The organism is Bacillus sp. ISL-77 (genome assembly GCF_018613105.1).
The window spans coordinates 153,100-175,532 of the sequence record NZ_JAGGQY010000051.1 but is presented as its reverse complement, the minus strand read 5'-3'; the positions used below and the strand labels follow the sequence as shown (position 1 = coordinate 175,532).

Here is a 22,433-nt window from a genome sequence, read left to right as displayed (position 1 = left end):
AATTTTTAAGGAGGCCGGTATTGTGTCGATTTTGTCTAAGATGCTTAAAAATAAACAAAAAAAGAGACAGGATGATAATTATAGGCAAAAACAAGATCCGCAAAAACCGGAGGACTTGCCGATTTTAAGAGACTATCAAGAGAATATATCTCGTCTAAAAGAGGAAGTTGGCAATAGTAGCGATATTAACGTTCGCGAGTTTAAAATTGGTCCACATAAAGGTGCTCTTGTTTACGTTGACGGAATGGCTAGTTCTGATGCAATAGCCGACTATATATTAGAAACAGTAATCGAAACAAAGGTACCTGATGAACCAGTCGATCTAATACAATACATGCTGGATAAAACAGTAGCACTTGGAAGTGTCAAGACAATTGATAATTGGAATCAGGTATTTGATTCATTGTTCTCAGGAGATACGGTCATCTTTTTACAGGGATGCAATAAAGCTATCAGTGGTGAAACAAAAGGATGGGAAAGGCGTTCGATTACGGAGCCTACCACACAATTATCAATTCGAGGTCCAAAAGATTCGTTTACGGAAACACTCCGTACGAATACGGCTTTAATTCGCCGCCGTATAAAAAGTCCAAATTTACGGGTGGATTCCATGAAACTAGGGTCTGTTTCCCAAACTGATATCGCCATTATGTATTTGGAAGGGATTGCCAATGAAAAAATTGTTGGAGAGGTCAAAGAAAGGCTTCAACGAATCAATATCGATTCCATCCTTGCTTCTGGATATATAGAGCAATTGATTGAAGATCAAACTTGGACAACATTTCCAACCACGTACCACTCAGAAAGGCCAGATGTCGTGACATCACATTTACTAGAAGGGAGAATTGCCATAGTAGTCGATGGGACTCCGTTTGTTGTTACAGTTCCAGCTATTTTTATTCAATTTTTCCAAGCACCGGATGATTACTATTCACGATTTGACATATCAACAGGAGTTCGATTGTTAAGAATTTTAGCATTTCTTATCGCAGTTATTGGACCTTCTGTTTATATTGCTGCGACCACCTTTCATCAAGAGATGATCCCGACGACGATGGCGATTGCTATTGCCGCTCAACGGGAGAATGTTCCCTTTCCTGCTTTTGTTGAGGCATTAATCATGGAGGTTACATTTGAAATTTTAAGGGAGGCGGGGCTTAGGCTTCCAAGGGCTGTTGGTCAGGCCGTATCCATTGTCGGGGCCCTCGTAATTGGTCAGGCAGCCGTACAGGCTGGGTTTGTCTCTCCTGTCATGGTTATTGTCGTTTCAATCACTGCCATCGCAAATTTTTCTACACCCGTTTTTGCAATGGCGATTGCGGCACGATTAGTTCGCTTTGTCCTGATGGGATTAGCTACAATGTTGGGCTTTTATGGAATCATGTTAGGGCTGATGTTCATGTCACTTCATTTATGTTCGCTGCGCTCGTTTGGAATTCCATACATGATGCCGCTCGCACCTTTCAACATCCATAATCAACAAGACGCATTTGTTCGCTTTCCAGTCTGGGCTATGAAAAATAGACCGATGTTTATTAGCAAAGGCAATATTAATAGGACCGGAGAAAATCAAAAGCCTGGACCCCCAAAACAAAATGAAAATCAACCTACAAATGGTGAAGAATGATGAAAAAATGGTTCATTATTATGTTGATATTAATAATGTCTCTGCCGGTACTGAGTGCTTGCTGGAATCAGAAAGAGTTAACTGATTTGGCCTTTGTGATGGCACTTGGTATTGATAAAGGAGAGGACGACTTGTACCATGTTTCGTTTCAGTTGGTTAACCCCGGGAACGTTACAGCTGGGCAAGGTGGAGGAGGAGGCCAGGGGCTGCCGATAGCCGTTTATAAAAGCACTGGTAGAACCATTACTGAAGCATCTAGAAATGCAACGAAAAAGGTTTCGCGCCGTTTATATTATGCGCACACCAATGTAGTCGTTGTTAGTGAAGAAGTGGCACGTGATAGAACTCTAATGCTTAATATGTTAGATGCCTTTGCAAGGGATCCTGAGTTTAGAACAACTACAGAGTTCGTTATCGCAAGAGATTCGACGGCAGAGGAGATTGTCACTACTCTGACTATTCTCGATAAACTGCCTGTTACCCTGATTACAAAAGAAATCGAATCTACTGAAGCTATGAAAGGAGAAAATATAAGTATAAGTATAGATGATATCATTGATGGAATTGTCGGCAGTGGGAAAGAGCCTATTGCAAACGGTTATCGACTAATTGGTATGAAAGAAGAAGCCAATAAAGCAGCTAATTTACAAAAAACAACAACCGATGCTTACCTCTCAGCTGATGGCTTAGCGGTTATTAAAGACGGTGAATTGATCGGTTGGATTGAAAGTAACAAGGCACGTGGAGTGACCTGGGTCTTGGATAAAGCGAAGAGCACAGATATAACTCTTAATTGGAAAGGGAAAAAAAATGCCATTAGTATGGTGCCTATTAGGTCAAAAACCAAAGTTTCAACTATCGTTAAAAATGGAAAACCTGTAATAAATATTAAAATTGAGAATGAGGGCTGGATTAGTGAAGCGAATATAGCAATTGAATTGATGGATCCAAAAACAATTGGAAAAATTGAAAAGTTAGTTGAAAAAGAGATTAAAAAGGAAATACAGTCTTCAGTAAAGGAAGCCCAGAAACTAAAATGCGATATATTCGGGTTTGGTGATGGTGTTCATAAAGCTAACCCTGAATTATGGAAGAAGCTAAAGGGGAATTGGAACGATTATTTTGCAGACCTGGAAGTGAATGTTAAGGTAGATTCTTACGTGCGGCGTGAAGGGGTTCGGACAAATCCATTTTGGTCAGACATTAATAAATAACCTTATATAAGGGCGGGAGGGGGGACAATCGTACATGGAAAAGGCAAAAATAAGTGGATACCAATTGTTCGTGCTGATCGTTTTGTTTGAAATGGGTAGTGCAATTCTTCTGGGTCTCGCATCAAACGTGAAACAGGACGCCTGGATAGCGATATTGCTCGGTTTAGCAGGCGGAATTCTTGTTTTTTTTATTTATTACCGATTATATATGTACTATCCTGACCTGCCCTTAACGAGTTATCTTCAAAAAATTTTAGGAAAATGGCTTGGACGGTTGATTGGGTTCTTATATATTGTCAATTTTATTTATCTTGCATCAAGGGTATTACGAGATTTTGGAGAGTTATTAACCACAACTATTTATAATAGCACTCCACTATTTGTGATCAATACTTTGATGATCCTTACTATTATCTATGGGCTCCATAAAGGGTTTGAAGTAATAGCCCGAGTTGGAGAAATTTACTTTGAAGTTATCTACCTGACGGCGATATTAGGCATGATGTTAATTACCTTTTCGGGTTTAATTCATTTGAGTAATCTAACCCCGATCTTAGAGAATGGATTGAAACCTGTTATTAAAACCTCTTTAACTCAAACCCTCAACTTTCCTTTTGGAGAAATGGTTGTTTTTACGATGCTGCTCCCGTTCTTAAATGATAAAAAAAAGGCCAAAATAGTCTGTGTGGGTGGGATGATATTAGCGGGAATAAATATTGCCATTACAGCGGTAGTAAATATTTCTGTTTTGGGAGTGGATCACTTTTATCGGTCCACTTTCCCCTTATTAACCACAGTAGGAAGAATCCAAATTGCCGATTTTATCGAGCGTTTAGATGTATTATTTATGCTCTATTTAATCATTGGTGGTTTCTTTAAAATTGCCATTTATTATTATGCTGCAGTGGCCGGAGCTGCCGATATCTTTCAATTTAAAGATCAACGCAAGCTTGGGTTTCCAATTGGAATGCTCGTTTTATTTTCATCAATAACGATTGCATCAAATTTTGCAGAATTTATAAAAGAAGGGCTGATTTTTGTACCAATTTATTTGCTTTGGCCTTTTCAAATTATCATCCCCTCAATCTTACTAATCATTGCTTTTATTCGTAACAGGAAGAAACAAACAAGCCCGGCTTAAATAAATAACCCTTTATAAGGGGGGATCAATTATATGGAAAAGGCGAAAATAAATGCAACCCAATTGTTCGTCCTGGTCGTTTTGTTTGAAATGGGAAGTGCTATTCTTGTTGGGATTGCATCAGATGCAAAACAGGATGCTTGGATAGCCATTTTGCTCGGTTTAACTGGCGGTATCATGATCTTTTTTATTTATTACAAATTATATATGTACTATCCTGACCTTCCCTTAACGAGTTATGTTCAAGAAATAACTGGAAAATGGCTTGGACGGTTGATTGGGTTCTTATATATTGTCTATTTTATGTATCTTGCAGCAAGGGTATTGCGAGATTTTGGCGAGTTATTAACATCAACTATTTATAATAGTACTCCACTGTTTGTGATCAATACCTTGATGATCATTACTATTATCTATGGGATCCATAAGGGATTTGAAGTAATAGCCCGAGTTGGTGAAATTTACTTTGGGGTTGTCTACCTGACGGCGATATTAGGCATGTTGTTAATTACCTTTTCTGGATTAATTCATTTGGGAAATTTAAAACCGATTTTAGAGAATGGGTTGAAACCGGTAATAAAGACATTTTTAACCCAAACCATCAACTTTCCTTTTGGAGAAATGGTTGTCTTTACAATGCTGCTCCCGTTTGTAAATGATAAAAAGAAGGTTAAAATAGTCTGTTTAAGTGGAATGATATTAAGCGGAATAAATATTACCATTACAGTTGTAGTAAATATTTCAGTATTAGGGGTAAATCTCTTTAGTCAATCCACTTTCCCACTATTAACGACCGTAGGGAAAATTCAAATTGCCGATTTTATCGAACGTCTCGATGTCTTGTTTATGCTCTATCTAATCATTGGAGGTTTTTTTAAGATTGCGATCTACTATTATGCTGCAGTTGCTGGTGCCGCTGATATCTTTCAATTAAAAAACCAACGAAAGCTCGGGTTCCCACTCGGAATTATCGTCTTATTTGCATCCGTTACGATTGCATCTAATTATTCGGAACATATAAAGGAAGGGCTGGTTGTTGTACCCACTTATTTACATTGGCCCTTTCAAATTATCATTCCTTCCATGTTATTAATTATTGCTTTTTTCCGAAATCGGAAGAAAAAGAAAAGCCCGTCGTAGTGGACGGGCTAATCACTTATTCATTTTACACTCCTTCAGGAATCGAGCGCTGGTTGTTTTTAGGGTCTTTTTGCTTGATCGGTAATGAAATTTGAACAGATGTCCCTTGATTTTTCTGACTATCAAAATGGATATTGCCTTGATGGGATTGAACAATCTTGAAACTAACCGTTAAACCTAACCCAGTCCCTTTTTCTTTAGAAGAGTAGAAGGGTTCGCCAATTTTCTCTAATCTTTCTTTAGAAATACCGCAGCCATTGTCTTTAATGGAAATTAACACATGACTATTTTCTATTTGCTCTAGAATAATGGAAACCGTTCCTCCATTTTGGCTTGCTTCTATCGAATTTTTAATCAAATTGATAAACAATTGCTTGAGTTGATTTGGTTCGCATTCAATCCATATGTCGTTTTCAGGAAAAAGAGCTTCAATTTGAACATTATATAAACTCGCTTCGGTGTTTAATAATGAAATGACATCCATTAATAGCTTTTGAAGATCTGCTTTGGTATATTTTAAAAGCTGAGGTTTTGCCAATAACAAAAGCTCACCAACAATGTCATTGATACGATTTAATTCGTCGAGCATAATTTGATAAAAAAATTGATGCTTATCATCTTCCATTTGTAAAAGTTGGACAAATCCTTTTAATGACGTCAGCGGATTCCGAATTTCATGGGCAACGCTGGCAGATAATTCACCAACGATTGATAGCTTTTCTGTCCTGCGAAGACGTTCTTCTGCATCCCTTAAGGTGGTCACATCACTGCCATAGCCAATAATTCCAGCGATATTTCCATTAATAATGATCGGAAGGGAAGTACATTGTAAGATAATCCGATTCCCGTTTGCATGTGGTATATACACCTCATACATGACCGGTTTTATTTCTTCCACAACAGTGGAAATGAACTTTGGAAGATATCGTTTATACCTTTTTGGTAATAATTGTTTTACATTTTTCCCAATCGCTTCTTCCCGTTTGAAGCCTGTAATGACATCATACTGTGGGTTTAAATTGGTAATAGTTCCGCCTAAATCCATCATATAAACAATATCTGGACTGTATTCAAATAATGACTTATATTGTTGCTGACTCTCTGCTAATTTTAATGCCATTTCCTTTTTTTCGGTAATATCACGTCCAATGATGACCAAACCTTGTCGACTGCCATCTTCGTGAAATAGTGGTACTTTAATCGTGTCAAATATTTTTACTGATCCATCTGGAACAGGAAGGACTTCCTCTATTCGAGTGATTTCTCGATTAATCCAAGCATCTTCATCAGAAGTTTCACAAAATCTGAGAGCATCACCGTAAAAGTCTGTATACTCGGCTAATTCCGAATCCTTTTTCCCCCGATAATCCACATTCTCAAGCTGGAACAATTGTAAACCAAATTCATTTGCTTCAATCCATCTGCCTTCACCGTCTTTAAAGTTAACAAAATCAACCATTGAATTGATTAAAGTAGATAGACGTTTCTGATCTTCCTGGGAAACATCTAACTCCTCTTTTTTACTAATGAAGAAATAAATGAACCCTCCAGTCATGGCAACATAAAAGATCTCTTTTGACCTTAACACCAACTCAATAAGTGAAGAAGGCACATATTGTTCGATTACATAATTGGACCCATATATCCAAATAATACTTGTAAAAAAGTAGAGGATGATGATCTTTATTTTATTCATGGAAATCTCCAGTTCTCTTCAAGGAATAAAGTTTATTAAAAACAAGGAGTAGTGAGTATTTATTACTCCTTAGTCTATAGTACTAGATAATCCATTATTTTGGAATAATGCAACGCTTGAAATATTAATAACTATAAAAACTTTTGCTACATTATTATCTGATTGCCTACATGGAAAAGGCTTATGGAGTGTATTCCATAAGCTATCTGTTCTTCGATTTCAAGATTTTTAGAAGAGTCTTTTTCCAAGGATAACTAAATCACGTTCAATCCCATCCAGCTCAGCCACATTCGGAAGCTGTGCCCATTTTTCAAATCCAAAACTTGAGAAAAGTTTAATGCTAGGTTCATTATGACCAAAAATAAAACCTAGTAAGGTTTTGATTTGCAGACTTGGACAGGCATCGATTGCTTTTTGGATTAAATATTTACCAAGTTTCCTGCCTCGAAAGTCGGGATGAATATAGATACTAATTTCTGCTGTCGCATTATAGGCGGGCCTGCCGTAAAAAGATTGGAAACTAACCCATGCGCAAATTTCTCCTTGATTTTCTACAACCCATAATGGACGAAAGGTTGATGAATGTTCGTTAAACCATTGAACTCTGTTTTCTACTGATATTGGTTCAAGATCGGCTGTAACCATCCTACTTGCTATGGTTGTATTGTATATATCAACAATTACAGGCAAATCACACATATCGGCATCTCTAATCGTAAAGTCATCAAACATGTTATGTACCACTCCCGTTTTTTTCTTAATAGATTTTATAATATCTTTTGGAACAAACATTATCAATATTGTAATAACAAATTACTTTGAAAAAGAAAAACCTTTTCTCGAAATTGCTGTTCGAGAAAAGGTCATTTCTAATGACAGTAAATGTTTATGCTGCCATTACTCGTTTCTTTGCCTAAGCCTTACCAACGGTGGGCCTTGGCATTGCTCCTTAAGATGATCGTGTTATGCGTCACTTGAGTTTGCCCATTCACTTGTGAATTTTGACGTTTTGGACGCGTCGTATGGTGGTGAAAGAGCTCTGAGTGCGGATCTAAATGGTCTTTATAACTCATCTAAAATCACCTCATCAAAGGATTTGAAACGACGATATTCTAATGAATATCACCATTATCTTTTGTAAAATGACAGGAAAATAGTCATCAAACTTGAATTTAATGAGAAATATCTTCAAAAACGTTAATAAAACGTTCACATGCATAGTCATGGAAATGAGTTAAAATGAATACATCGAATGATTGTGATTCAATTCACAAAACAAATTATTTTTAACAGCATGTCAAAACAATAAAAGAGGCGAATTTAAAATGGTTAGTTTATCACTTGGCGGACTGCTTCTTCGATTCCTTTTGGGAGGTCTAGCTGTAGTTGCCTGTACTGTCGTAGCAAAGAAGTTAGGGGAAAAAGCTGGGGGAATATTTGCTGCATTTCCTGCTGTTTAGCTGACAGCATTACTCACCATTAGTCTTGATTTTCACGGCGGTCAGCTTATTACCCATTCGATCATGTTATCTAAAGGCGCCATTTTTGGGATGGCAATCAATATTCTTGTCGCCATCCTCGCAGGCTACCTGCTTCCTAAGATAGGTTGGAAAAAAGGAATCCTACATGCAATGGCTTGCTGGTTTACTGTATCAATTGTTGTTGTATTCATTACATCTCATTAAATGAAAAAGGTGGACAACATGAATAAAAAGGACTTATTTATTCGGTTTTTACTAGGTGGGGCAGCAGTCTCCCTAAGTTATCTTATAACTATTATTTCCCCATGGAAGATTCTTGCCGGTATTTTTGCCGCTTTTCCAGCCGTTATGTTGACAGCCGTTATTATGGTGGGAATTGCCTCGGGGACTAAGAAAGCAACAAATATTGCTAGAGGCTCCGTATATGGAATGATTGGTGGAATCATTTGTGTAATAACAGTTTTAATAACATTGGAAACCAGTGAAAATTGGATTTTTAGTATCATTCTAGGTCTCCTATTTTGGCTTGGAAGTTCACTTACCATTTCCACCTTAAGAGAGCGGACAGCAAGAAAAGTAATTAGTCATGTATAGTTAACAAAAAATTCTTTGGCGCCATAGCTAGAGGATTTTTTTTATTAGGAAAATATTAACTTGTATTATCTGAAAGTTCGGAATAAAATAAAGTTAACATACCAACCGGTAGGTATGCCTACAATCGGTTCAGCATATTATAAATTAACGGCATTAAACTTGATGTTAAGAATAAGAATGGAGTGAATGGTATGTATTTACGATTGACTGATGAACAAAAAATGGTACAAAAAACAATTAGAAGATTCGTAGAAAAAGAACTTATTCCCCTTGAAAACGATGTACTTCGCAATGAACGAGAAGGTAAACCGAGTCTTCCTGCAAGTAAACTAAAAGAGCTGCAACTAAAAGCGAAGGAAGCAGGTTTTTGGGGAATTAACACTCCAGAGGAATATGGTGGTGCAGATCTTGGTCAAATGATGATGGCAATTGTGTTAATGGAAGTGTCAAAAACCTTTGTCCCATTCCAGTTCGGCGGTGGTGCAGATAATATTCTTTACTATGGTAATGAAGAACAAAAGAAAAAATACTTAATTCCGACGATTAATGGCGAGAAAAAGTCTTGTTTTGCAATGACCGAGCCAGGTGCTGGTTCTGATACCAGAAATATTAAAATGACAGCAGTGAAAGACGGCAGTGAATGGGTTCTTAATGGTGAAAAAACGTTTATTACCGGCGGAAACGAAGCGGACTTCGTTATGGCGATAGCGATTACGGATAAAGAACTACATCAATCAACACAAGGCCGCGAAGGGGTTACATGCTTTATTGTCGACCGTGATATGGGCTGGAAATCAGAGTATATACATACAATGGGAGAATGGGGTCCAGCCGGCTTAGTTTTTGATAATGTCCGTGTTCCGGAGGAAAATATCCTGGGTGAATTACACAAGGGCTATAATCTTGGTCTCGAGTGGATTGGGTTTGCACGCTGGGTTGTTGGGGCAAGAGCAGTCGGTGCCGCTGAACGCTTGCTGCAAATGGCGATTGATTATGCAAAGGAACGGGTTACATTTGGGAAACCTATTGCTGAAAGACAAGCAATCCAATGGCAAATCGCAGATTCTGCGGTTGAAATTGAAGCGGCAAGATGGCTAGTCTTGAACGCTGCCTTTACTTTAGATCATGGGGAAGATAATCGACACTTAGCATCGATAGCAAAATTATATGGTGCAAATATGGGCAACAATGTCGTCGACCGTGTCCTTCAAATTCACGGCGGGATGGGGTATACAAGAGAATTACCGATTGAGCGCTGGTATCGCGAAGCAAGACTATGGAGAATTTACGACGGCACAGACGAAATCCAACGAATGATTATCGCACGTAACCTGATTAAAGGTCATGTGAAGATTGGTCAATACGTGTAAACATTGTCTCTGTTATATTTCGATGTTCAAAATAAAGTCGTGAAGAGACATATTTATTGTATTTGTAAGGTCCAGACGATTGGCAACAGAAATCAGGGAAAAACAAAGAAAAGTGTCTCCAATGAGGGCTATTGGCAACAGAAATCAGGAAAAACAAAGAAAAGTGGTTCCAATGAGGGCTATTGGCAACAGAAATCAGAGAAACACAATGAAAAGTGTCTCCAATGAGGGTTATTGGCGACAGAAATCACGGAAAAACAAAGAAAAGTGGTTCCAATGAGGGCTATTGGCGACAGAAATCAGAGAAACACAATGAAAAGTGTCTCCAATGAGGGCTATTGGCGACAGAAATCACGGAAAAACAAAGAAAAGTGGTTCCAATGAGGGTTATTGGCGACAGAAATCAGAGAAACACAATGAAAAGTGTCTCCAATGAGGGTTATTGGCAACAGAAATCAGGGAAAAACAAAGAAAAGTGGTTCCAATGAGGGCTATTGGCGACAGAAATCAGAGAAACACAATGAAAAGTGTCCAATGAGGGCTATTGGCGACAGAAATCACGGAAAAACAAAGAAAAGTGGTTCCAATGAGGGTTATTGACAACTAAATCAAATGAAACTATAACATAGCCACAAATTAAATGTAAGCGCAATCTATAATTTTATTAAACAGGAGGAATAGAAATGGCAGGGAGATTTAAAGGAAGAGTTGCTTTTGTTACGGGTGGAAGCCGTGGAATCGGCAAAGGGATTGTCGAGCTTTTTGCACAAGAAGGAGCAAAGGTAGCTTTAATAGATTTGAACGAAGAGGCGTTAAGTGAAACAACCAGTGAATTAAAAGAAAAAGGTTATGACGTTTATTCAAAAGTTGCAAACGTCGTTGATGCCGAGCAGGTTGAAGATGCCATGAAAGAGGTTTATGAGAAATTTGGCTCCGTAGATATCCTCGTGAATAATGCCGGGGTAATCCGCGATAATCTATTTTTTAAAATGACCGATTCAGATTGGCAGACCGTTATGGATGTGCACTTAAAAGGATCATTCAATGCGGCCCGCGCTGCTCAAAAATATATGGTCGAAAATAAATATGGGCGTATCATCAATATTTCTTCGACATCAGCACTTGGAAATCGCGGTCAAGCTAATTATGCGGCGGCAAAGGCCGGCTTGCAGGGCTTTACAAAAACACTCGCAATTGAGTTAGGAAGATATGGGATTACAGCAAACTCAGTGGCGCCTGGATTTATTGAAACGGAGATGACGAAGGAAACCGCTGCCAGAATCGGCATTCCATTTGAGCAATTAATTCAAGCGAGTGTGGCACATATTCCAGTCGGCAGAAGTGGCAAGCCAGCAGACATTGCCAATACGGTAGCCTTCTTTGCTGATGAAAAATCGTCTTTCGTAAATGGCCAAGTAATATATGTTGCCGGTGGACCAAAATGTTAATAAGGTGAGGTGAGGATGAATTGTTTAAAGACCAGATAGGCAAACAATCAAACAAGGTTAAAAATGACGTTGAAAGAGGAGCCGTCAAAAAATTTGCGGAGGCGATTGGTGACCTTCATCCCATTTATTTTGATGAAGAAACTGGAAGAAATTCAAGAAACAAAGCCAACATTGCACCTCCTACCTTTCCAAGAACTTTTGATTATGGTGTCATCGAAGGATTAAATCTTCCCAATAAAGGTTTAATCCACGGAGAACAAACATTTCATTACGAGCGGCCATTAAGAGTTGGCGAAACAATTTACTGTTATACCAAAGTAAAAAGCTACTTTGAGAAAAAAGGGAACTTTGGGGAGATGGGATTCCTGGTTGTGGAAAATTACGGCGAGGATCTATCCGGCGCTTTAATTTTTAGCTCGTCCTCAACGATTGTCATCTCTGAAGCTGTGAGGAAGGTGTTGGCACGATGAGTACTCTTACTGAATTACAAGTTGGAGAATCGGTCAAAGAAATTCAACTGGCGCCTGTATTGCGGCTTGCATTAATCAAGTATGCAGGTGCATCAGGAGACTTTAACCCAATACACACGATTGATGATGAGGCGAAAAAAGCGGGATTACCAGGTATAATTGCCCATGGAATGTGGACAATGGGGAACCTTGCAAAGCTTTTTACTGCTTATTATGAAGAAGGCTTCGTACAGGATTACTCGATCCGTTTTAAAGGAATGGTATTTTTAAATGATGTGATTACACTGAAAGCGACACTGAAAGAGAATGAGGAACAAAATCTGCGCTTTACTGTCCAAGCGGTCAATCAACAAGGTAATGAAGTATTAAAAGGTGAGGTAGTTTATCGCCAATATTAATTACATGATGTGAATTTAGACCCGGCACCAAGAAGAAAAACCCCTTCTTGCTGCTGGGTTTATTGTTATCAAATTAGATGTTGAATATATGAAAATTTTGGTATTATAAGAAACATCTACATACCAACTGGTTAGTATTTAGTGGTTGTCTATAAAGGGACGTGCAGGAAGCTTTTCACCGGTTTCGGTGGTAACGGGCTCAATGAACAATGACGCTTGTAATAGGGGGAACGATCAATGAATGTGAAAGAGTTGTTTGATTTAACGGGAAAAGTAGCTATTGTAACAGGCGGCGGCAGGGGACTTGGCCAGCAAATCGCTGAAGGCTTTGCGGAAGCAGGTGCAAATGTAGTGGTTTGTTCAAGAAAATTGGAAGCCTGTGAGGAAGTAAGCGAAGGCATAAAAAGACTGGGTGTGGAGAGTTTTGCCTTAAAATGTGATGTCACCAGCCCCGAAGATATCAAGAATGTCGTCGAGCGGACGATTAAACGATTTGGGAGAATTGATATTCTTGTAAATAATAGCGGCGCCTCTTGGGGAGCACCGGTCGAGGAAATGCCGCTCGAAGCTTGGAAAAAGGTCATGGATGTCAATGTTACTGGTACCTTCTTAATGTCCCAGGCGGTTGGTAAGGTGATGCTCGAACAAAAATCAGGAAAAATAATTAACATTGCATCAGTGGCTGGTTTAAAGGGAAGTAATCCAAAGTATATGAATGCAATTGGCTATAACTCTAGTAAAGGAGCTGTGATTACTTTTACTAAAGATTTGGCTGTCAAATGGGGTCCAAGCGGCATTTATGTAAATGCCATCGCACCAGGATTTTTTCCGACGAAAATGTCAAAAGGGTTGCTGGATCAGGGGGGAGAAGCAATTCTTGAAGGCACCCCATTAAGAAAATTTGGTACTGATAATGACCTTAAAGGCGTTGCCTTATTCCTAGCTGCACCAGCTTCCGATTTTGTAACGGGAGATATCGTTGTTGTCGATGGAGGGGCGCATGCGATGTAGATATTGTCACCAAAATGAAATTCGCTGATTGAATACAATAACTACTGATAGAATCCTATTTTATGTAATAAATAGCTCTTAAAAGAGTTCTTCCTACGGAAAAAATCAATATTTTTCCTGAAAAATAATAAATTCAAATCCTAGGGGTGAATAGTGTAATGAAAAGAGATGCAGTCATCGTTTCAGCCGTCAGAACCGCGATAGGCAGACAAGGAAGTGCTCTTGCAGGTGTTCCTGCCCACGTATTGGGAGCAGAGGTTATTAAAGAAGCAGTTAAACGCGCAAATATTAATCCGGAAATCATAGACGATGTTGTATTTGGAAATGTCTTGTCCGGCGGTGGAAATATCGCTAGATTAACAGCCTTACAGACGGGGTTATCGCTAGATTTGCCAGGAATAACAGTAGACCGTCAGTGCGGGTCAGGACTGAATGCTATCAATCTTGCTGCCCAAGCAATACGTGCCGGGGATGGTGATGTCTATATTGCTGGCGGGACAGAAAGCATGAGCCGGGCCCCTTATTTGATGGATCGACCAGAAAAACCGTTTAGCCCGGTGCCGCCAAGTTTCAGGAGATCACAGCTGTCACCAAAAGAGATTGGTGATCCGCCCATGGGCATAACTGCTGAAAACCTTGTGGAAAAATATCAGATTACGAGAGAAGAACAGGATCAATTTGCCCTTCAAAGCCAACAGCGAATGGCGATTGCGATGGAGGAGGGCCGATTCGATGAACAAATTGTCCCAATCTCGATTCCAGTTAAAAAGGGAGAACCATTAATTTTTAAAATGGATGAACACCCGCGTCCGCAAACGACCTATGAGGCATTGGCGAAGCTGCAGCCAGCTTTTCTAAAAAGCGGTACAGTTACAGCGGGAAATAGCTCGGGCTTAAATGATGCAGCATCGGCACTTGTGATTATGTCGAGAGAAAGGGCAGAGGAATTAAATCTTACCCCTCTAGCCGTGATTCGCGCTTATGCCGTTGCGGGTGTAGACCCGAATATTATGGGAATCGGACCTGTTCCTGCTGTGAAAAAAGTGCTTCAAAAGTCAGGATATTCATTAAATGATATAGACGTCATTGAAATAAATGAAGCGTTTGCGGCACAGGTAATAGCATGTAATCGCGAACTCCGGATGGACCTTGAAAAAGTAAATAAAAACGGCGGCGCTATTGCTCACGGACATCCACTCGGGGCAACAGGCGCCATCCTCGTCACCAAAGCAATCTATGAATTAAAACGATCAGCTGGAAAATATGCCCTGATCACCGCCTGTATTGGAGGCGGACAAGGAATTGCAACGATCATTGAACGCGAATAATTCGTGCTGTTAGTCACCTCGGGGGAAGTAGAGGCAGACATGCCTCCTTCCGAGTTAAAAAAGTAAAAGGATTTTTGAGGATGGAAAAATTGTCCCAATTAAGTTGAAGAAATAACAGTTTTATTAGTGAATACCCCCTTGTTAATATTACATAATTTACGTTTTTATCATGGGGGTTCTGGTGATTAAAACATTTTTTGAAAAAAATAAAAATTTTCATTTTTTGGATGAATCGTATTCATATTTCTAGTGAAAGTGAAATATAGTTTTGATAGTGCTTAGGTCAATCCTCCTGTCAAAGTGATAGTTAAATAATGTTTGGAAGGGAGGGATATTAAATTGTATAGAATTGTACCGCTTGAATTAGAAACCCATTTTGCTGAGGGGACGGTCAATGCCTTTTTGGCGATTGGAGATTCCGTTACGTTAATCGACACAGGTAACCCTGGGAAAGCGTCATTTCAACAACTTAAAAGCAAACTACATACGCACGGAGTTACATTGAAGGAGATTGATCAAATTGTCCTTACCCACATCCATATCGACCATGCGGGTGCAATTCCTTACATTTTGGAAGAAATAGATTTGCCAATCTATGTCCATGAACAGGCGAGAGGGTCGATTAATGTTGGTATGGACGAGTATCAACGAGTGCAGGCTTTTTTTCATCAGTTTTTATCGAGCTGTGGTGCTGACCCATTCAATCACATCTTCGAACGTCCATTTAAAGAGGAAAAGTGGCGGAATGTTACCTATCTAAATGAAGGTGATGTTTTACCGTTAGGCGGGAAGGAGTTTGAAGTAGTTCATGTTCCCGGCCACAGCCAATCTGATATTTTACTATGGAACAAAAAAACTGGCGATACTTTAGCCGGTGATCATCTATTAAAGGCATTTTCCGTGAATGCTTTTATCGAGCCGCCTAATCCAGGCGAGGTCAATCGTCCGCGGCCGTTAATGCAATACCGAAACTCGCTTGAAAAAGTAGGCAGACTGCCGCTGAAAACAATCTACCCTGGTCATGGCGAAGCATTTAGCGAACATTTATCCTTGATCAAAACAAGATTACTAGAACAAGAAAAACGATGTGAGCAAATTCTAGCGACTCTTACAACAGGAGAAAAATGCATCTATGAAATCTGCAGGCAAATGTATCCGCGTTTGCACGGAAATACGGTGTTCTTAGGGCTATCACAAATACAAGGCCACTTGGATTTGCTTGAAGAAAGACAGCAGGTTAGTTATGAGCAAAAAGATTCAGTTGTTATTTATCGTTCGATCTAGTAATAGTGGTAGTCCTATACCTTCGGGTGTTTTATAAGATTTTTAAAAAAGGAGCGGATGTTGTGAAGTTGAAAGACCTGCTGGAAACAAATATCGCCGAGTTTGGTGAGTATCCTTTTTTATTTTACAAAGAAAAGACGTTCACTAATATTGAAACGAAGCAATTCTCGGACCAATTTGCATGTGGTTTGCGAAATCTTGGAATTGCTAAGGGCGACAGAGTAATAGTTTGTATGCCCAATTGTCCTGAGGTCCTCTTTGCCTATCAAGGAATTACCAGAGCAGGAGCAACGATTGTCCCGGTTATGTTTACTTTGCATCCAAAGGAGCTTCACTACATCGCACGAAATTCTGGCGCAAAAGCAGTAATTACCTCCTCCGCAGTAAGGAGTAATGTTGAAAGTTCATTAGAAGGATTACCGGCTAAACCACAGTTAATTGTTGTTGATCTGCCATCAGATGAGCGTGCGAAAAACTTCTATGACATGTTTGTCCCCGCCGAAAATCAACTTGTCGATGGTGGGAACTCAGATGATACAGCAGTCATTCTATATACCTCAGGTACGACTGGAAATCCAAAAGGGGTGCTATTAACCCATAAAAACTTATATTCTAATGCCGAGAATTCAGCAAAGCATAATGAAACAGAGCGGGGCACAACACTTGGAGTCCTGCCGCTTGCCCATGTGTATGGCTTCACGATTTCGAATATTTGCTTTCTAACAGGCAGTTCTATCGTTATTTTTTCAAGCTTTGATACAAAAGAGGTATTTAAAGCGATTGAAAGACATCAGGTTAAGACGTTCTCAGCTGTTCCCGCGATGATTCATGCCTTAGTATCTTATCCACATGCCGACCAATATAAAATCTCCAGTCTTGAATCAGTCGGATCAGGTTCTGCACCGCTGCCGGTTGCCTTATTGCACGCTTTTGAACAAAAATTTGGCGCAAAAGTGTATGAGGGCTATGGGTTATCAGAGGCTGCACCGGTTGTTACTGCTCATCGCAAAGGAATCGAAATAAAACCTGGCTCTGTTGGGATCCCGATTCCTGGGGTAGTGTTGAAAATCGTCGATGAAAATGGCGAGGAAGTTCCTGTTGGGGAAGTGGGTGAATTAATCGTTCGCGGTGATAATGTCACGCCTGGCTACTATCAAAATGCCGAAGAAACCAGCCGTGTCTTAAAAGATTCGTGGTTATTTACCGGGGATATGGCCCGGATGGATGATGAGGGCTATGTCTATATCGTTGACCGAAAGAAGGATTTAATTATTCGCGGCGGATTTAATGTGTATCCTCGTGATGTCGAAGAAATATTAAATGCTCATGAACAAGTTTTTGAGGTAGCGGTTGTTGGTATTCCCGATGAACGAATGGGCGAAGAAATGGTTGCCTGTGTCGTGAAAAAACCTGGTGCAAAAGTAACGGAAGAGGAGCTAATTCACTATTGCCAGGACCATTTAGCAAAAAACAAAACACCACGCAGAATCGTTTTCCTAAAGGCACTGCCAAGAAATGGTGTCGGGAAAATATTAAAGACGCATCTCCGCAGGCAAGCTTCAGAAATTGTAATCAAACCGTAAAAGAAAAAAGGAGGAGAACATATATGGAAAAAAGAACCATATTAACAACTAGCAGTCGAGGTTTGCTTGAAGATTCTTTCCCGTACCGCTTATTCCAAAAAGCAAAACGGTTAGGAACCTGGAACCCAGCAGATATAGATTTCAGTCAGGACCAAAAGGACTGGAAAACACTAAATACGGAACAACAAGCAGATATCTTGCGGCTTATTTCTCAATTTCAAGCCGGCGAAGAAGCGGTTACATTAGATCTTCTTCCACTGATTATGGCGATTGCGAAAGAAGGGCGCCTTGAGGAAGAAATGTTTTTGACGACCTTTTTATACGAGGAAGCGAAACATACAGAATTTTTCCGTCTAGTTTTGAATGCAATCGGGGAGCGAGGGGACTTATCTCACTTTCATACCGAAACCTATCAGAAGATTTTCTATGAGATTCTCCCAACAACAATGGAACGGTTGATTTCCGACCAATCCCCAGAAGCGATCGCCGAGGCATCCGTAGTGTACAACATGTTTGTTGAAGGAGTATTAGCAGAAACCGGTTATTATTCTTTCTATCAAACATTAGAAACCGCGGGTATCATGCCAGGATTGCTTGAAGGTGTTGGTAATTTAAAAAAGGATGAGTCCAGGCATATTGGCTATGGGACATTCCTTTTGCAACGGTTAATTTGTGAACATCCACATCTCTTTGATTTTGTGGCCGCCAAGATGGGCGAGCTGACCCCTTTAGCGATTAGGCTAAATCAAGAAGGCATCGCAGGAAGGGAGGTAAGTGCATTCGGCGGGGATCCTGAAGATATCATGAACTTTACCTTAAAACAACTCTCGGTCCGAATGGAAATCTTAGCGCGGGCACAAGGCAAAAAAATCGAGGAGATTTATAGATACACAGATAGTGACTTAGGAGTTCTATAAGTGATTTTAGAAAAGGAGGAATTATCATGACGGTAAAGGTTGATGTTCAAACATTTCCCCACTTTATTAACGGAAAGTGGGAACCAGCCTCCAGTCAAGAAACGTTTGATGTATTGAACCCGGCAAATGGTGAACTTGTAGCTAGAGTAGCAAAAGGAACTACGGAAGATGTTGACCGTGCTGTAAATGCGGCCCGTGAGGCATTTGATCAGGGTGACTGGAAAGACATGAAGCCAAAAGGCCGAGCCAAGGTGTTATATGCGATTTCCTATCAAATTGCCGAACATGCCGAGGAACTAGCATACTTAGAAGCGATTAGCTCAGGTGGAACGGTACGCCGAATTGGCAATAGTGATATTTTGCAAATGGTTGACTTGTTCCAAACATTGGCCAATTTTACGGTTGAGTATCCATTCTCGGAGACACTGCCAGTGCCGCCATTCCCAGGACCAGCACATAATTTTATTTGGCGTGAACCAATCGGTGTATGTGCAGCGATTACTCCTTGGAACTTGCCAATGGTGATTGCTACCTGGAAGATTGCTCCAGCACTGGCGATGGGGAATACAATTGTGATCAAGCCTGCCAGCTACACGCCGCTGTCCACTTTGAAGTTAGCAGAAATTATTTCAACCGTGGTCCCTCCAGGTGTAATTAACGTTGTCTCAGGTTCTGGTGCAGAAGTGGGCGAAGCTTTAGTTAACCACCCAAAGGTCGATAAAGTGGCATTCACTGGTTCGACTGAGATTGGCAGACGGATTATGGGACTTGCTGCAAGGACGATTAAGAAAACCACACTAGAACTAGGTGGAAAATCACCTAATATCCTTTTAGAGGATGCCGATCTTAGTATTGCTCTGCCTGGAAGTCTATTTGGAGTATTTCTCCATTCCGGTCAGCTTTGTGAATCAGGGACGCGTTTATTTGTACCAGATAAGCTGTATGACCAAGTGGTTGCAGGTTTAGTTGCTCTCACAAGTAAATTAAAGCTTGGGAATCCACTTGATCCGACCACCGATGTTGGTCCAGTAATCTCGAAAAAGCAAAAGGAAACCATCCTTTCCTATATTGAAGCAGGTAAACAAGAAGGCGCGACCCTTGTCTGTGGTGGCAAGGAAGTTAAGGTTGATGGCTGTGAGGAAGGATATTTCATCGAACCAACGATTTTTACAAATGTCACCAATGATATGAAAATTGCCCAGGAAGAAATTTTCGGCCCAGTCCTCTGTGTGATTCGTTATTCTGATCTGGACGATGCGATTCGAATGGCCAATGATACGATTTATGGCTTAGCTGCAGGAGTTTGGACACGTGATGTCAATAAAGCCTACGCGGTGGCTAGAAAACTGCAGGCGGGCGTGGTCTGGATTAATGACTGGCATATGCTCAGAAGTGATGCCCCGTTTGGCGGGTACAAACAAAGCGGAATTGGCAGAGAAATGGGACAGCAATCACTCGATGCCTATACCCAGGTAAAGCATGTCCACACATCGATGTCGCCTGAACTAGATCGACGCAATTGGTATGGAATTCTGTTTGGCCAAAACTAATGAAGAGGTGAGGATGAAAATGAAAACAACCTTATCACAGTTTATGTTACGTACGGGTATATACTGCGGTTCAAACTCAAGGGCGATGGTCCCAAGTCTTTTTGCTGGTCTGGGTGCCAAACGGGTGCTCCTTTTAAGTGATAGAGGACTAGAAGCAGCAGGAATTGTTGAAAAAGTGGCCGATATTTTTTCGCTGACAGGTCATGGCTCTGGCCCAGAACTTGTCGGTCAATTTCTTGATATCAAACAGGATGCCGAAAGCAGCTGCATCAATGAAGCTGTCCGCTATGCAAGAGAAATAGGTGCAGATTCCTTACTTGCAGTTGGCGGGGGCAGTGTTCTGGATACCGTAAAAGGGGTAAAGTATGCGCTCCACAAAGGATTGACAGATATAAAAGAGGCGATCCCTGGCGGTTTGTTGTACGAGTCATTCCCAAAAGCAGATTACATGCCGATTCCCCATATTGCCATTCCGACTACCGCGGGAACTGGTTCAGAAGTGTCACCGATTGCCGTTATTTTTAATGAAGAAATTCAAATGAAGACGAATATCATCAATCCGTTTATTAATGCCGATATGGCGATATTGGATCCAGATTTAACCGTCGGACTACCACCAGTCATTACGGCATTTACTGGATTTGATGCCTTAACGCATGCCATCGAGGCGCTCGCATCACCAACCGCAACAGGTCTAACCGATGCCTATGCCCTCCATGCAATTCGCCTTATTGAAAAAAATCTACCAGTTGCCGTTGTTGATGGTTCGAACCTTGATGCCCGCATGGATTTATTGCAAGCTAGCTTAATGGGGATCACAGCTTTCAGTTTCGCCTTAAATGCGATACCTGTTCACAATATGGCTCACGCGTACGGGGCCTTGTTCCGAATTCCACATGGCTTAGCAAATGCAGTCTTTTTGCCGGTGGTCATGGAATTGGTACCTGAGTTATATTTGCCAAAGGCTGCTGAATTAGCACAAGCCTTGAATGTGGATGTAAAGGGTGATACCCCACAAACGGCATTAGCAAAAGTGATTGGGAAAATTAAATTGCTTCAGTATAAGGTTGGATTACCGGCTGATTTCAAGCAATTTAACATTAGCGAAGAGGCACTCCAGTTAGCGATTCCAGCGGTCATGAAGGACCCAGCTGCATTAAGCTTCCCAATGCCAAAAGAATTAATTGCGGCAATTGGGCAAAAGGTTGTTCCCTTGACAGTGAAATAGATTTTTAATGTGACCCAGCCAGCGCAAAGACAAGCTGGCTGGGTTTAATAAATTGCTGAATGTAGTTATACATACCAAAGGAAGAACCTAGTCGCCATTAAAAAGAGGCCATCTACCAGTAAAAGGAGCCATCCACTAGAAAGGGTTGAAAATATGAAAATTACATTTAAAAGATTAACAGAATGCACCATACAAGATACGATAACGGCTGGTTAATGAAGAATTATCTTTGAAGCACTCTTTAGTTGCTTTTGATGGAGTAGAACCTGTAGCGATTGTATTAAATGGATTTCGTGTGATCGACGGAAAAAAAACTGCATGAAATGGCGGGACAGGAATCGCCCCCAAATACCGTGGAAGGGGTGTGTCAAAGCTTTTAATGGAGGCAGCCATAAAAGATTACTCCGAAGAAGAGGTCGAGGTTGCCACACTAGAAGCCATTAAGGAAAATGAAAGGGCCATTCGATTATATAAAAGTCATGGCTATGAAATAATTAATTCACTTGTTTATCTAAATGGGACCATATTGTTTGATCACACTCCCATTGCCTTAAAATCTATCCGGCCCGAGCAACTGCCAACTTTCCATTTTTATAATGAAAAGGTTCCATGGCAATGTCAGTGGCAGAGTGTTAAGTCGGGTGAAACACAGATCTATTTCGACAGTAAACAAAAGCCGTTAGGATATTCATTATTTAAAAGAGTGTGGAACCAAGACGGGCAACTGGAAAAAGTAATTTTATATCAGCTTGAACTATTCAATGACATTAAAAAGGAAACGATAAAGTCTATTTTCACTTCTATATCTGGAGAACATCAAAAGCCTGTCAGCTTCATGATAATTAATTCCATATTATCAAATCCTGTTATTCCATTCTTACTAGATTTAGGCTTTGAGAAAAAAACGGAGCAAGTCCAATTGATAAAAAAATGTAATTAATAAAATTTTTTTG

20 protein-coding genes and 1 pseudogene are annotated in these 22,433 nt (G+C 40.2%); 18 read left to right on the top strand and 3 right to left on the bottom strand.

Translation table 11 applies throughout. The features are described 5' to 3' along the window. The first annotated feature begins 40 nt into the window (after nt 1-40). From J7E77_RS21405 to J7E77_RS21390, 4 genes are read left to right on the top strand one after another with little or no spacing between them, the layout of a single operon-like run. Nucleotides 41-1,627, top strand: a complete 1,587-nt coding sequence (locus J7E77_RS21405) for a spore germination protein (protein ID WP_214716977.1) — start codon at nt 41-43, stop codon at nt 1,625-1,627. After that, nucleotides 1,627-2,841 carry a Ger(x)C family spore germination protein gene (locus J7E77_RS21400; RefSeq protein WP_214716885.1) on the top strand — a complete coding sequence of 405 codons (1,215 nt, stop codon included), beginning with the start codon at nt 1,627-1,629 and terminating at the stop codon, nt 2,839-2,841. Before J7E77_RS21405 ends, J7E77_RS21400 begins: the two co-directional genes overlap by 1 nt. A 34-nt stretch (nt 2,842-2,875) precedes the next feature. Continuing rightward, complete coding sequence (locus J7E77_RS21395; protein WP_214716884.1) at nt 2,876-3,982, top strand: GerAB/ArcD/ProY family transporter; 1,107 nt, start codon at nt 2,876-2,878, stop codon at nt 3,980-3,982. A gap of 33 nt (nt 3,983-4,015) precedes the next feature. Then, entirely contained in the window at nt 4,016-5,122 is a 1,107-nt protein-coding gene (locus tag J7E77_RS21390; protein ID WP_214716883.1) for a GerAB/ArcD/ProY family transporter, read from the top strand. A 25-nt stretch (nt 5,123-5,147) separates the two neighbouring features. On the opposite strand, the gene J7E77_RS21385 is transcribed toward J7E77_RS21390, so the two are convergent. The 3 genes from J7E77_RS21385 to J7E77_RS21375 form a co-directional block, all read right to left on the bottom strand. Beyond that, nucleotides 5,148-6,818, bottom strand: a complete 1,671-nt coding sequence (locus J7E77_RS21385) for a PAS domain S-box protein (protein WP_214716882.1) — start codon at nt 6,816-6,818, stop codon at nt 5,148-5,150. A gap of 228 nt (nt 6,819-7,046) precedes the next feature. Continuing rightward, nucleotides 7,047-7,550 carry a GNAT family N-acetyltransferase gene (locus J7E77_RS21380; RefSeq protein WP_214716881.1) on the bottom strand — a complete coding sequence of 168 codons (504 nt, stop codon included), beginning with the start codon at nt 7,548-7,550 and terminating at the stop codon, nt 7,047-7,049. A gap of 188 nt (nt 7,551-7,738) precedes the next feature. Further along, complete coding sequence (locus J7E77_RS21375; RefSeq protein ID WP_214716880.1) at nt 7,739-7,891, bottom strand: YpzG family protein; 153 nt, start codon at nt 7,889-7,891, stop codon at nt 7,739-7,741. A 252-nt stretch (nt 7,892-8,143) separates the two neighbouring features. Between J7E77_RS21375 and J7E77_RS21370 the strand changes: the two are divergent. The 14 genes and pseudogenes from J7E77_RS21370 to J7E77_RS21305 all read left to right on the top strand — a co-directional run bounded on the left by J7E77_RS21370 (nt 8,144) and on the right by J7E77_RS21305 (nt 22,420). Beyond that, nucleotides 8,144-8,503, top strand: a pseudogene (locus J7E77_RS21370) (DUF3147 family protein). A gap of 18 nt (nt 8,504-8,521) precedes the next feature. Further along, complete coding sequence (locus tag J7E77_RS21365; RefSeq protein ID WP_214716879.1) at nt 8,522-8,893, top strand: DUF3147 family protein; 372 nt, start codon at nt 8,522-8,524, stop codon at nt 8,891-8,893. A gap of 191 nt (nt 8,894-9,084) precedes the next feature. Beyond that, entirely contained in the window at nt 9,085-10,263 is a 1,179-nt protein-coding gene (locus J7E77_RS21360) for an acyl-CoA dehydrogenase family protein (RefSeq protein ID WP_214716878.1), read from the top strand. Nucleotides 10,264-10,946: 683 nt separating this feature from the next. Further along, nucleotides 10,947-11,711 carry a 3-oxoacyl-ACP reductase FabG gene (gene fabG, locus J7E77_RS21355; protein WP_214716877.1) on the top strand — a complete coding sequence of 255 codons (765 nt, stop codon included), beginning with the start codon at nt 10,947-10,949 and terminating at the stop codon, nt 11,709-11,711. A gap of 20 nt (nt 11,712-11,731) precedes the next feature. Further along, nucleotides 11,732-12,181, top strand: a complete 450-nt coding sequence (locus J7E77_RS21350) for a MaoC family dehydratase N-terminal domain-containing protein (protein ID WP_214716876.1) — start codon at nt 11,732-11,734, stop codon at nt 12,179-12,181. After that, nucleotides 12,178-12,579 (top strand): MaoC/PaaZ C-terminal domain-containing protein, encoded by a 402-nt coding sequence (locus J7E77_RS21345; RefSeq protein WP_214716875.1) that lies wholly within the window; start codon nt 12,178-12,180, stop codon nt 12,577-12,579. Before J7E77_RS21350 ends, J7E77_RS21345 begins: the two co-directional genes overlap by 4 nt. 237 nt (nt 12,580-12,816) lie before the next feature. Beyond that, the gene (locus tag J7E77_RS21340) at nt 12,817-13,590 is read left to right on the top strand and encodes an SDR family oxidoreductase (protein WP_214716874.1); all 774 of its coding nucleotides are present in this window, start codon (nt 12,817-12,819) and stop codon (nt 13,588-13,590) included. Nucleotides 13,591-13,748: 158 nt separating this feature from the next. Next, entirely contained in the window at nt 13,749-14,918 is a 1,170-nt protein-coding gene (locus J7E77_RS21335; protein WP_214716873.1) for a thiolase family protein, read from the top strand. Nucleotides 14,919-15,257: 339 nt separating this feature from the next. After that, complete coding sequence (locus J7E77_RS21330) at nt 15,258-16,202, top strand: MBL fold metallo-hydrolase (protein ID WP_214716872.1); 945 nt, start codon at nt 15,258-15,260, stop codon at nt 16,200-16,202. 62 nt (nt 16,203-16,264) lie between these two features. After that, entirely contained in the window at nt 16,265-17,785 is a 1,521-nt protein-coding gene (locus tag J7E77_RS21325) for a long-chain-fatty-acid--CoA ligase (protein WP_214716871.1), read from the top strand. Nucleotides 17,786-17,808: 23 nt separating this feature from the next. Continuing rightward, a complete protein-coding gene (locus J7E77_RS21320) occupies nt 17,809-18,702 on the top strand; it encodes a R2-like ligand-binding oxidase (RefSeq protein WP_214716870.1) in 894 nt (297 codons plus the stop codon). Between the two features lie 26 nt (nt 18,703-18,728). Next, nucleotides 18,729-20,252, top strand: a complete 1,524-nt coding sequence (locus J7E77_RS21315; protein WP_214716869.1) for an aldehyde dehydrogenase family protein — start codon at nt 18,729-18,731, stop codon at nt 20,250-20,252. A gap of 19 nt (nt 20,253-20,271) precedes the next feature. Further along, nucleotides 20,272-21,480 carry an iron-containing alcohol dehydrogenase gene (locus J7E77_RS21310; protein WP_214716868.1) on the top strand — a complete coding sequence of 403 codons (1,209 nt, stop codon included), beginning with the start codon at nt 20,272-20,274 and terminating at the stop codon, nt 21,478-21,480. 337 nt (nt 21,481-21,817) lie between these two features. Next, nucleotides 21,818-22,420, top strand: a complete 603-nt coding sequence (locus J7E77_RS21305) for a GNAT family N-acetyltransferase (protein WP_374102995.1) — start codon at nt 21,818-21,820, stop codon at nt 22,418-22,420. Nucleotides 22,421-22,433 lie beyond the last annotated feature (13 nt).